Genomic DNA, 11888 nt, shown 5'->3' on the forward strand with positions numbered 1-11888 from the left:
CCTTTTTCTATATAGTTTATTACTTTTTTTCTGAAATCTAGACTGTATGGCATTGCTGTCAGTTATTGAAAATATACCCTTTTCATTTTACCTCATCACCGTCTTATCCTTAATTGAAACAACTATACCAATTTAAATGCCGAACAGCTTATGAATAGTCGCGCTTGGCAAGGAAAGCATCGAACACAACACAAGCCGCGTTCCCAACGAACCACCTTTCCGTCGGTACTTCCTTTGATACCAAGTGAATCTTCGTTAAAGTTGAAATCGTGGTGTATCATCTTTGATTGGTCTACCTCGATGCATCAAGGACTGATCAACTCTTTTAGGGAACTGGGGTCATTTACCTCTAATTCTTAGCAGTGAACGTTTCTCTAATGAGTCGTAACCCTTGTCAGCGGCTATTACTCGGAATCTTTTCAAGGGACGACCCCGTTTACCTGTAACAAAGCGCGATGCTATCTAGTAATGGTATCACCTGCTCCGGTTCACTCCCATTAGCTGGTGTGGTGCTGTAAGCCATGGGCATACCATTACCTTCTGTGACTGTGTGTATCAACACTCCTTTCCCTTTATATCCATAGGCTACTCCTTCACCTCCTCCCTTGCCAGGGGGAAAAAGAGCCATCTACGGCTCCATAATTCCAGTTAATCAACCCTCGATTTTGCGCGATCGCCAATACTCTACATTGTATTTTTTCGCTAAGTTCCGTTTTTTTGCCATCGTTTCAACCATCGATGTGCTGAACTTTTTGATGCCCACTGTTCCCCTCTGGGCACATCACACCAACGACATCCTGTAATTAATACGTACAGCAGTGTGTTTAAAACGTAACGGAATGGTACATGGGGCATACCTCTACCTCGCTTTTGCGCTTCACACGGCAAAATCTTTTCAAACAGCTCCCATTCTATGTCACTTAATCCTTCAAATCTTCCTGGCATTTATCTGTTCAAGTTTTTCTGATTACTTGATTTTCAGTCTATCAAGTTTTCGGACAATAGTGGGATAGGTTCAAGGCAAATGCCGCCTTCCATAAATATTCAATTACATGGATAATATCGAGAACAATTGTTAAGTTAATCTGGTGTTTGCTCGCAAACTTCTTCAAAGCGCGATAATTGAGTTTTATTACCATCTACCAAAGCACAAAAGTGTTTTTGTTGAGTGCTTCGGCGGTGCAATACCTCGTCAAATGCTTCGCTAATAACTACTTCTGGCTGTTTAATTAAGCTTGCCCAAACACGCTTGGATTGAGGCTTGGGTCTTTTGAGTTCTTTAATATCAAGCTCCTCCCCTTCCGGATTGACAATTTGTTCAGGTGTGCGAACGAATGGGTCAATGGTATAAACCGAAGCTACTGTAGCCATTCGCTTCGAGTTTCGTTTTTCACCAAGGGTTAATCGTTTATTTAACTTCTTGCTCTTTGCCAGCGCCCTAATTCTTTTATGAGCACGTAAATCTTCCTTTAGCATCACTACACCAAGACCCTCAACAGTAATCACTACTATTTCCCCTGTTTGTGGAGATTGCTCTATATGTGATTGTTGCTGGTGGTAAAATTGGTCAAAGTCACAGGCACTATTGAAGGCTAATTCTTCCACTTGACGCTTACCAACTTTGGCTGCGGTTGTTTGGGAAATTATCTCTACTGTTTCACCAAACCCCGAACGGGCTACTTCTACTGCGACTCGCTCTGTCAGTCCGTGGGAATATTGGGATGGCGGTAGGTTTAATTCCGCATCCAATGGACTCAGGGAATTGAGCTTCCTTCCTCCATAACCAATTCGATTGACTCTTACGGTTCCAAATAAGGTGGTCAGTTTACGAGTCAACTTCTTCTTATGAGTTCTTCTGGCTTGGTCACTACCCAAACACTCACCTTCAATCTCGTCATCACTACGTCTATCAAAATAACCGCGGCAGTTGCCGTCTTAATAGTTCGTACCCGTTCTCCAGTAATTTGTTCTCTAACTCCCCATGCTCGCGCACCGCAAACCCGATCTGAACCCAACCACTCTACGATTTCTTCAAATAGCTCTCGTGCTGGTGAAAAGAAGATGTCTTCATTTGAGTACGATGCTTGCATATCTCTGAATTTAACCCCGGTTTTCCACTTATGTACAAGAAACGTCCCTTAACGGTTTTTTTGACTCAAAGCCTTACTCTGACAAGCTTGTTAGTTTTCTTATTTTAAATAATACCGTATTTCTAGAAGAGCCGCACCCAAATCATTTGTAAAATCAGCAAAATCGGTAATCGTTGCTGGGCAAGGGTTATAGGGATTTGGCGTTCGCGCAGCGTGGCCAATATATTTCACGAATCATTTAAGACTGCTATATGTGGAAAATACATTGTCAACAAGCACAATAAGGCCGAGTTTATTAAGAAATATTAGTAGTTTATTGACAATATACATTGACCCTGTATAGGTAATTAGAGTGACAAAGTAAGTGTAGTCGATCGGTTTTAGCGGCTCCTAGGTCGCATGGCGTAGCGTGACCAAAGGTCAATCCCGGGTGCTAGTGGATAAACAGATCACAGAACATAGGGTATATAATATGAACCTTCGAGTATTGATTGCAGCGGAACATGCATCTGCAAAGTTTGGTGGTGAAGCAGCTCTTCCATTACATTACTATCGAATTTTGCGCCAACGAGGAATTCCTACTTGGTTAGTCGTACACGAACGCACTCGTGCAGAATTAGAGGCATTATTTCCCCAAGATCAACATATTGCTTATGTTCCTGACACCATTTGGCATCGTATGTTGTGGCAGTTAGGTAATCTGCTGCCTACCCGTTTATCCTACTTTACCCTAGGGCTAGTTATGCGTCTTTTGACCCAGCTGACCCAGCGGCAAATCATTGGCCGTATTGTTAAGCAGGAGCAGATCAATATTATTCATCAACCGATTCCAGTATCCCCTAAAGAGCCATCTATGCTGTTTGGAATGGGTGTACCGATCATTATTGGTCCTATGAATGGTGGTATGGACTATCCTCCAGGTTTTCATAAACTCCAAAAGAAAACTGTCAATTTAACCATATTTTTGGGACGGAAGTTTTTAAATATTATGAACCAATTGATACCTGGAAAGAAACAGGCAGCATTACTCATAGTGGCAAATGAGCGAACCCGAAAAGCACTACCTCAAGTCGCCTGCAAACAAGTAATTAAAATAGTAGAAAACGGTGTAAATTTATCTATATTTAAGCCTCTATTATCTGCGTCTAGCAACAGTGAAATAAAAACAGTAAATTATATTTTTATTGGTAGGCTTGTGGACTGGAAAGCCGTTGATATATTGCTGATTTCTTTTAAACAGGCATCCCTAAAGTTTCCTATCAGCTTAACTATTATTGGTGATGGAACAGAGAGGGATAAATTAGAGAAACAAGCACAAGAACTCAAGATTTTATCCACAACTATCCACAATACTGGTAAAGTATTTTTTGCTGGTTGGCTTTCTCAGGAAAAGTGTTCAGAGCAATTACAGCAGTCTGATGCGTTTGTTTTACCCAGTCTTTTAGAGTGTGGTGGGGCAGTGGTGCTTGAGGCAATGGCAAAGGGACTTCCAGTGATTGCCACTAATTGGGGAGGCCCAGCAGATTATCTCGATACTTCTTGTGGAATTCTTGTAGAACCCTCCTCTAGAGAGGAGTTTATTGATAGTCTTGCCAATGCAATGCTGACGCTGGCCCACTCACCCCAAAAACGCCTTGATATGGGAAGAATGGGCCAAAATAAAGTTATGCAACATTTTGATTGGGAAGTTAAGGTAGATCACATGATAAAGATCTATCACAAGGTGATTGCTGACCACCTAGCCAGCTCCAAGATACAGTCCTGACTACCTGACACAAGTAGTTCAAACCCAATCTGTCCTTGAATAAGATTAGCTAAAATCTTCAAGAAGTGCCTCTTCTGCCTTGACCCTAACGAATAACGTCATAGGTGCATCGGATTTTTGTAATTCTTAAAAATCGGTATTATCTTGGAAAGATGAGTAGTTTGCTCATCCCTATTACTGCTGGCTAATTTCGGCAGTAATTCAAATTATAGCAATTATCATAGCTATGAGGTACACTCGGGATTTTAGGGAACAGGGAACAGCGGATCACCGGAACAGATAAGAGTTAATCTGGAATAGCGATGCGCTGCATCAATACAGGGAATCCACCTCAAATAATACTGTACCTCATGAATGCGACAAACGCTATAAATCATTATTATCAACAACACCAATATCCTCATTCCAAAGTTTAGAGTTATTCAGAATAAAGTCTTGCATTAATTGATAGCAACTATCGTCGTTTAAAACCTCAACAATAACACCTCTAGAACGAAGTAATTCTTCTTCACCTAAGAACGTTTTGTTTTCCCCAATCACAACATGGGGGATCTTGTACAACAAAATCGCGCCAGTACACATACTGCATGGTGACAATGTAGTGTACAAAACGACATCTTGATAAAAAGAAGCAGGTTGAGAGCCAACATCTTCAAGAGCATCCATCTCGCCATGAAGGATTGCACTACCTTTTTGGACTCTCCGGTTGTGCCCACGCCCTACAATTTCACCACCCTTAACCACAACTGAACCGATCGGTATTCCTCCCTCTTGGAAACCCATCTGAGCCTCTTTAAATGCTGCTAGCATAAACTGATTCACAATTCCACCTCATCACTCTGAGCTACTGCATTTTGGCTATATATTACGACAAAAACTCCCCGATTTTTAAATCGATTGCTACCAAACATTTGAGATAGCGATGAAATAACAGCAAATCAATGAAATACTCTTTGTTGCTAATTTCTAAACGAGTAAGCTTATGCCCTACGCGCACGCTACGCGAACAGCTTATGTGCTACGCACACGCTACGCAAACCGCTGTATGCTTACTATCACTCCACCCCCTCCAATAACAAAGCCACTTGTTCAGGTGCAGGAAGTTGATTCTGCAATTGTTGTGGTAACGTTGAAACTATTCGATAAGTAGCAACACCAATCGGTTTGTTTGACTCCTTCAACGCATATTCCACAATGGTCTTATCTTTAGACTTGCACAGAATAATTCCTATGGCATAATTCTCCTCTTTTAGCCTAACTTTGTCATCTAACGCTGCTAAATAAAACTGCATCTTGCCTATATATTCCGGCAAAAACTCCCCGATTTTTAAATCGATTGCTACCAAACATTTGAGACTGCGATGAAATAACAGCAAATCAATAAAATACTCTTTGTTGCTAATTTCTAAGCGATACTGACTGCCAATGAAGGCAAACATCCCTCCCATTTCTCGTAAAAATGGTTCGACTTTAGCTATAATTGCTTGCTCTAACTGACGCTCACTGTACTGATCAGCTAGTTCCAAAAAATCAAAGGTGTACTCATCTTTAACGGCTAACTTAGCTTGCTTACGAATATCCTCGGAAACTGTCTGTTCAAAATTAGTTTGATTCAGCAACGTTTTCTCGTAGGTTTGATTCTCTATTTGGTGAATCAAAACATTTTTTGTCCAGCCAAATTTCCGCGTCATCCGGATATAAAACTCTCGCTCTAAGTCATCTTTACACTTTTGCATAATAAGCAAATTATGACTCCAACCAATTTCTGCAACCAATGGTTGCAGTTTTTCATTTTGAGAGTAGGTGAGATATAAATTGCGCATATTCCAGATATTACGAACCGAAAAGCCACTGATACCTGGAAACTCCGCTTGTAAGTCTTTTGCTAGTTGTTCCACCACTGACTTACCCCAGGTTTCTCCCTGTTGACGGCTAAAAATTAACCCTCCAATATCCCAATAAAGACTAATTAATTCCTTGTTGACTGCTTTGAGGGATTGGTACTGAGCCTCGCGAATGCGCTGCTTGACTTCTACTAGTAGTTGCCGATACTTCCCTGAATCCAAGTCACTCATCTGGTTTCCGTTTCAACAACATTTGTCCAAAAGGTGATCATAACAAACCTAAAGCAGTCAGCGGTCAGGGGTCAGCGGTCAGCCATTGGCCTTGGCCTTTAGGCCACGCTACACGAATGGCTGATAGCTGATAGCTGACCACTGACTACTTACTTCCACCCTCAAATCCTCTGTCGAGAATCCTCAATATTCTGCTTTAGCTCCTCTAACTTGCTTTGTGCCTCTGGATCTTCCAAATTAAAAAGCTTTTGGTAAATTCCCTCAGCAGCCTCTAGCCATTCAACTGCTTCAGCAAACTCTTCTAGGTTGTGGGCAATCTCACCAAGCTGTTCTTGAATTTCCGCCTGCAATGGCAAATTATTAGCCTTTGTGGCCAGTGCCAGGGCTGTGCGGTAACGCTGCTGAGCCTCTCGCTTTAGTCCAATGCGCTTATACATGTCAGCTTGAAGCTGATAAATGGCAGGATTTTCTGTACCAGCTTTGATTCTTGTTTCTAAAACCTCAATGGCATCCTGATTGAGACAAGTGTTGAGGTAATTTTGATCTTGGCAAGTGCTGTGATAAAGATGAGCTTGCCCCTGAGCTTTGGCATCTGCATCCAGATTTTGTGTGTCAATCAGAGCTAGGTTCTTCTTTAGCTCCTGCTCCAGCTCATCCGTCAGTAGGGTAATGGTGGGAGCTGGCTCTTGATTGGGATTTTCCGGTGAAGACACACCGGTACTAGCAGTCACCACTATAAAATAATCCCGATCCCGTCGGAGTTGGGAGCTATCAGGGTAATCAACTATGGGTTCAGATACCCGTTTTTCCCACACTGGTGTTGCCAGATACTTAATAGTAACATCATAGTGGGTGGCTTTTTTCACGGCATGCCAGCGCAGGGTCAGGGGTTGATTAGGACGTAGTGCTGTATTCCTAGGACTGATCAGGTAGGGAAGTTCCTCATTCTCGATGTCACGTCCAGGTGCTAGGGGATCGTCCGCTCGGAACAATATTCCTGAATCTGATAATATTCCTGAATCTGAGCAACCTTTAGACACCTTAAAAGCTTTTCCTACAGGAACCTGCCAATTACTGAGATGATTGCAAAACACTGTAGCAGAGGACTGAGGGTTTCTGACCCAGATCCGGTCTGTGAGCTTGAGGATATCTCCTTGGTGAGCTCGATCATAACCAAACCACAGGGGACGTTTCACTTGAACATTCCCTGTCAGAGCTGCAATGTAGTAGAGACCTTCAGCCGGAGTAGTCGCTGGAGCTGCGATCGCGATTAGAACCGTGGAAAGTAGGGAGATGGAGAATAGACGTTTCCAAATCATGGCCTTTGTTTCTGTTGTTGAGCTTTCTCAATACGTTGATTAGCTAGATGTAACCAGGTGTCTTCTTCTGGAATCCAAGGATTTCCTATTCCTAAATCATTAGTTAGAGCCAGCCATTGGTTTGGTTTTAAAATCAGAGGATTTCCGATGATTAAATCGCGACAATTTTCCCATTCCTGGAGAGCTTCAGGTTTTTCCTGGCGTTCAAGTACCTGAGCTAAAATACAAGAGGCAGAGGCACGATTGGGCAGATAGTTTGCCACATCTGGATTCTTAGCAATGTTGATACCTTTTTTCAGGGCAATTTTAGCTTCATCATCCCGATTTTGTTTGAATCTTACCCACCCGAGATTTTTATAGAAATTGTATTTATCCTCTGGATAAACTGATTGCTCTGTGGTCAGTTTTAGACCTTCAACTACAAGGCTGACTGCTTTAGGATAGTCCCCCTCTCGAATATAGAGTCTGGCCAAGTTGTTGTATGCCCTAGGCATCTTGGCACTTACCGCCAACTGGTACTCTTGCTTTGATTTCTTGAGCTGTAACCAGTCTTCATAAACTATGGCCAGGTTATAATGGGCGTTAGCATTATCAGGATCAAGGGCAATCGCTCTGTGGTAGTCGGCTTCGGCACTACTAAGCTCACCGGCTCGATAGTGCCCTAAGCCACGTTGATCGTAAATAGCTGAAATCTTGGGTAGGCTATACCAAAACCCTAGGAATACCAACAGTAGAGCGAGAGTGGAGCAACACTTAGTTTCAGCATGAAGAAACTTAGGCACCTTCAAACCAGTTAGCAATTCGTCAAAACCTTTTTTCAATGCTTCTGAGAAATCGTTATCTTTTTGCTCTTCTTCGGTAAAGTCACTTTTGGCTTTTAGCAGAGTGATCAGAGTTGATACAATGATGGCGAAAGTGCCAACCACATCGGGACCACCAGTTAAGAAGCGACTGGCAATATTGACCAGCAGAGCCAGACTGACACTCCAACCTCCAAAGGTCAGACCCTTAAACACCCAGTCGTAACGATCTAGCCGATGAGGAGGACGCTGTTGATCCAAATACCACCACCAGCCCTTAGGCTTTGCTGGTAGACTGTGGCGATAGGTAGAAAGTTCCAGAGCTTGGTCAATCCGTTGTTTGTGTTGTTGGAGTTGGGCATCTAGCTCATGGATGCACTCTAGAAGCTCTGCAGGTATGAAGGGTTCCTCAGTGAGGGCATTGTTGAGTGCATCTCTGGCACAGAGAATCTCTAGAGCTTGTTGATCACTCAAGGGAGAATCTGTGGCTAGGGACTGGAGGGCAGCTCGATATTGACCAAAAAAATGGGTCTCAAGCCCTGTCCTTCTAGGAGACGAAACCTTAGAATAAAGGAGCCTTTATGGTTGTTCAGCTATACGTAAAAGAGGTGGGATCCGTGGCGAATTTAATTCTTAATACGGAAAGCGCACCTTTGGTTAAAACTTGGCGAATTTTGGCTCCTTTATTCTTACGGTAACTTGAGGCCGTAGGCCACGCTTGGCCGTAGGCCACGCCAAAGGCGAACGCGAACAAATCATTAAGTTCTCTAATTTAAAAATTCATTTTCTTAGCCACTTCTTTGAACGAATTTTCAATGGCCGCGAGACTCTCAGTGGTCAATATTTTTTGGCGGTACTTAGTTACGCATACTAGGTGCATTTGCAAGGAGCTTAATACTGTGCCAATATTCCGTAAACCCATTGTCAAATCTTGTAGATTACACTATAATCGGAGTACAGACCAACTATAAAACGCCAATTGAAAGCAAGATACCAATATCGTTTTTATCCAACTGACCAACAGAAACAGGACTTAGCTAGGCTGTTTGGCTGTGTCAGAGTCGTGTGGAACGATGCTCTGGCTATTTGCAAGAAATCTAAGAAGGTTCTAAAATCTGGAGACTTACAGAAACTGGTCATAACTCAGGCTAAAAAGACCGAAGAAAGAAAATGGTTGTCTGAAGTGTCAGTCGTTCCTTTGCAGCAGTCCGTAGCTGATTTGGGAGTTGCTTTTAAGAACTTATTTGAGTCGCACAATGGAAAACGAAAAGGACGAAAAGTTAGGTCTCCACGATTCAAAAAGCGTTCCAATAATCAATCAGCAAGATTAACTCGCAGAGGTTTCTCTATTCAAGGTGATGGAGTTTACTTAGCCAAGATTGGGGTAGTCAAACCGATCTGGTCTAGGGAATTGCCATCTGATCCAAGCTCTGTGACCATTATCTTAGATTGTGCTAACAATTATTTCTTGAGCTTTGTAGTAGATATTGAGCCTGTTCAAGTTGATGCCAAGAACCAAAGCATTGGGATTGATCTAGGTATCAAGACTTTCGCGGTAATGAGTGATGGGGGTCATGTCAAGAGTCCTGACTATTCAAAACTAGATCGAAAATTACGCAAACAAACACGAAAGTTTGCTAGACAAGCCAAGGGGTCTAACCGGAGGGAGCAAACTCGCATTAAGATCGCAAGACTAAATAATAAAATCGCCAACAAAAGGAAAGACTTCCTGCATAAGTTCTCAACTAGGATAGTCAGCGAGAACCAAGTAATTGTCCTAGAAGACCTTAACGTGTCAGGAATGGTCAAAAATCGCAAACTAGCGCGAGCTATTAGCCAGCAAGGTTGGTCAGAATTTAGGAGTCTAGCTCAAGCAAAATCAGATAAATATGGCAGGGATTTTCGGGTTATAAGCCGTTGGGAACCCACTAGTCAAATCTGCTCAGATTGTGGGTTCAAGTGGGGGAAACTCGATTTGTCCGTACGCTCAATACTCTGTGTTAATTGTGGAACCGAGCAGGACAGAGACATAAACGCTGCTAGAAACATAGAAAAAGTCGGCATGGGGCATCGGCATGACTCTAAATGGGCAAGGAGGGGCGATAAGACTGTTGAGACCGTAGGTCACGCGGGGCGCGTTCGGCAGCACACCCCGATGATCTGTCAAGAATCACCGTTCTTCTAGGACGGTGAGTATGTCAACATATCTGCCCTGGCTTTTGTAGAGTAATGCCAGATTATTGAGGCTGGTTGCTACATCGGGATGGTCTTGACCGAGCAGTTTTTTCTTCCGTGCTAAGGCTTGTTGATAGAGGGGTTCGGCTTTCGGATATTTCCCCTTGTAAAAGTAGAGGAATGCTAGATTATTGAGGCTTTCTGCCACATCACGGTGTTCTTCTCCCAAGATTTCCTGCCGAATCTCTAATGCTCTCTCAGCTAGGGGAATCGCTTCTGAGTACTTTCCTTGCTGAAAAAGCTCAATGGCTTGCTGATTGAGTTGAGAGGCTTCTGCTAGGGATAACTCTTCAGCCCTTTCACTCCCTGGTGAACTGGGTTGTTGAGCAATGATACTTTGCCCCCAGCTAGACCTAGGGAAAGCCACTCCCATTGCCATCACACCGACAACGGTGGCTAAAATTGCTGCTCCCTTAACAGATAGGTTTTGATTCATTTCCTGAACACCGTTTGAGATACGCAACAAACCTCACGATAGGAAGTGGGGGTGATACAGTAGTGTGCCACTCACTATTATTCTTCCACTGAAATTATAGCTATTGGGATTTATAGCAACCGAAGTATAGTTTAGTTAGCAAGTAGAGTGGGCAGTGCTTGAGACAGATCAGATCAGCTGGCCTTTAGGCGTAGGTAGGCACTACTCACCGACGATTAATCCCAATGGTGCCAGATGTGAGTATAAACATTTCCAGGATCACGAATTGTCTTAAAAAACTATAGTCAATCAAGGTTTTATCCTAATAACTTACCCTTTAAATATTTATATAAAATTCCTTGTTCGTTACCGTAACGATAATTTTTACAAGCTCCTTGAGTTTGAATAATTTATGTGATGGGAATAGTTTAATTATCAGCAGACTCTAATAATTTAATCGCACTCTTGCGGAATTTAATAGTCATTTTTAATCCCATCTGTTAGATCAGTTACTTCTTCAGTCTCATAGTCTTGAGGTAAGCCAAAGCTGGTGTCAAGCTCTTGTTGCTCTTGATCACTAACGTAAGGCATTAACATATGACAGAGTAAGAGTCTTTCTTCTCTCAAAACTTCTCGGATGCTTTCTTTAATCAGTGTTTTTAAGTCTTGAGTTTCCATCGCTTTTGAATTAAAGGTTATTTTTTTAATTATATACCAAAGGGAACAGGGAACAGGGAACAGGGAGCAGGGAGTAGGGAACAGGGAGTAGGGAACAGGGAACAAACATTCTATCAATTGATTTAGGATTGCTATAGCATTTTTTATACTAGGAAGTCGGGAGTCGGGAGTTGGGAGTCGGGAGTAAAGTGAAAAAAAATAGCCGTAGAAATACTATCCACGACTATTTCAATTTTTTATGTCACAAAATTAGCAAATATAACCTGCTCTGATTAGCCAAAGGTCACGCTACAAAACCAGACCAAAACCTTGGCCGGGGGAGAAAACCCCCCCAGAAATTTAAGGTGTTATGGCAACAACCAATACTTGGTGATTGTAGTGATTACTTCCCCTGGAACATCAGTCGGTTCCAGAGGGGTCCATTCCGCTATCTCTGCATAGCCTAATGCGTAAAGCATCTGCATGCTATAAATTACTGCTTCACGAGAACCTTTCAGAGTTTGATGAGCAG

At 42.6% G+C, this 11888-nt stretch carries 11 protein-coding genes and 2 pseudogenes; 2 read left to right on the top strand and 11 right to left on the bottom strand.

Annotated elements, in window-relative coordinates; all coding sequences use genetic code 11:
• Window positions 1-436 precede the first annotated feature (436 nt).
• From F6K38_RS09630 to F6K38_RS09640, 3 genes and pseudogenes are all read right to left on the bottom strand, one after another.
• Window positions 437-628 carry a hypothetical protein gene (locus F6K38_RS09630; protein ID WP_008178652.1) on the bottom strand — a complete coding sequence of 64 codons (192 nt, stop codon included), beginning with the start codon at window positions 626-628 and terminating at the stop codon, window positions 437-439.
• A gap of 74 nt (window positions 629-702) precedes the next feature.
• Window positions 703-945 carry a transposase gene (locus F6K38_RS09635; RefSeq protein ID WP_071986781.1) on the bottom strand — a complete coding sequence of 81 codons (243 nt, stop codon included), beginning with the start codon at window positions 943-945 and terminating at the stop codon, window positions 703-705.
• A 74-nt stretch (window positions 946-1019) separates the two neighbouring features.
• A pseudogene (locus F6K38_RS09640) lies at window positions 1020-2090 on the bottom strand (ISKra4 family transposase); the annotation flags it as partial.
• Window positions 2091-2562: 472 nt separating this feature from the next.
• Between F6K38_RS09640 and F6K38_RS09645 the strand changes: the two are divergent.
• Window positions 2563-3855, top strand: a complete 1293-nt coding sequence (locus tag F6K38_RS09645; protein ID WP_044492033.1) for a glycosyltransferase family 4 protein — start codon at window positions 2563-2565, stop codon at window positions 3853-3855.
• Window positions 3856-4221: 366 nt separating this feature from the next.
• On the opposite strand, the gene F6K38_RS09650 is transcribed toward F6K38_RS09645, so the two are convergent.
• From F6K38_RS09650 to F6K38_RS09675, 6 genes and pseudogenes are all read right to left on the bottom strand, one after another.
• On the bottom strand, window positions 4222-4677 hold the full coding sequence (locus F6K38_RS09650; protein ID WP_044492035.1) for a nucleoside deaminase: 456 nt from the start codon (window positions 4675-4677) through the stop codon (window positions 4222-4224).
• A 43-nt stretch (window positions 4678-4720) separates the two neighbouring features.
• Window positions 4721-4852 carry a PDDEXK nuclease domain-containing protein gene (locus F6K38_RS09655; protein ID WP_229414265.1) on the bottom strand — a complete coding sequence of 44 codons (132 nt, stop codon included), beginning with the start codon at window positions 4850-4852 and terminating at the stop codon, window positions 4721-4723.
• Between the two features lie 58 nt (window positions 4853-4910).
• Window positions 4911-5930, bottom strand: a complete 1020-nt coding sequence (locus F6K38_RS09660) for a PDDEXK nuclease domain-containing protein (RefSeq protein ID WP_008178663.1) — start codon at window positions 5928-5930, stop codon at window positions 4911-4913.
• 161 nt (window positions 5931-6091) lie between these two features.
• The gene (locus F6K38_RS09665) at window positions 6092-7249 is read right to left on the bottom strand and encodes a tetratricopeptide repeat protein (RefSeq protein WP_008178665.1); all 1158 of its coding nucleotides are present in this window, start codon (window positions 7247-7249) and stop codon (window positions 6092-6094) included.
• Entirely contained in the window at window positions 7246-8523 is a 1278-nt protein-coding gene (locus F6K38_RS09670) for a tetratricopeptide repeat protein (RefSeq protein ID WP_008178667.1), read from the bottom strand. The genes F6K38_RS09665 and F6K38_RS09670 overlap by 4 nt, the downstream gene beginning before the upstream one ends.
• Before the next feature lie 301 nt (window positions 8524-8824).
• Window positions 8825-8971: pseudogene (locus F6K38_RS09675) on the bottom strand (transposase); the annotation flags it as partial.
• 57 nt (window positions 8972-9028) lie between these two features.
• Here F6K38_RS09675 and F6K38_RS09680 point away from each other — a divergent pair.
• On the top strand, window positions 9029-10234 hold the full coding sequence (locus F6K38_RS09680; RefSeq protein WP_008178668.1) for an RNA-guided endonuclease InsQ/TnpB family protein: 1206 nt from the start codon (window positions 9029-9031) through the stop codon (window positions 10232-10234).
• On the opposite strand, the gene F6K38_RS09685 is transcribed toward F6K38_RS09680, so the two are convergent.
• Together F6K38_RS09685 and F6K38_RS09690 are read right to left on the bottom strand one after the other, a co-directional pair.
• Complete coding sequence (locus F6K38_RS09685; RefSeq protein WP_008178670.1) at window positions 10220-10720, bottom strand: tetratricopeptide repeat protein; 501 nt, start codon at window positions 10718-10720, stop codon at window positions 10220-10222. The genes F6K38_RS09680 and F6K38_RS09685 overlap by 15 nt on opposite strands.
• Window positions 10721-11173: 453 nt before the next feature.
• Window positions 11174-11494: a hypothetical protein gene (locus F6K38_RS09690; RefSeq protein ID WP_202799140.1), complete on the bottom strand. Its 321-nt coding sequence runs from the start codon at window positions 11492-11494 to the stop codon at window positions 11174-11176.
• Window positions 11495-11888 lie beyond the last annotated feature (394 nt).

Source organism: Moorena sp. SIO3B2 (assembly GCF_010692525.1).
Classification (GTDB): Bacteria; Cyanobacteriota; Cyanobacteriia; order Cyanobacteriales; family Coleofasciculaceae; genus Moorena; species Moorena producens.

Bases quoted from the DNA above. Each gene is read 5' to 3' on its own strand.
- F6K38_RS09660 (WP_008178663.1), bottom strand. From the start codon at position 5,930: ATGAGTGACTTGGATTCAGGGAAGTATCGGCAACTACTAGTAGAAGTC.
- F6K38_RS09665 (WP_008178665.1), bottom strand. From the start codon at position 7,249: ATGATTTGGAAACGTCTATTCTCCATCTCCCTACTTTCCACGGTTCTA.
- F6K38_RS09630 (WP_008178652.1), bottom strand. From the start codon at position 628: ATGGCTCTTTTTCCCCCTGGCAAGGGAGGAGGTGAAGGAGTAGCCTAT.
- F6K38_RS09685 (WP_008178670.1), bottom strand. From the start codon at position 10,720: ATGAATCAAAACCTATCTGTTAAGGGAGCAGCAATTTTAGCCACCGTT.
- F6K38_RS09635 (WP_071986781.1), bottom strand. From the start codon at position 945: ATGCCAGGAAGATTTGAAGGATTAAGTGACATAGAATGGGAGCTGTTT.
- F6K38_RS09645 (WP_044492033.1), top strand. From the start codon at position 2,563: ATGAACCTTCGAGTATTGATTGCAGCGGAACATGCATCTGCAAAGTTT.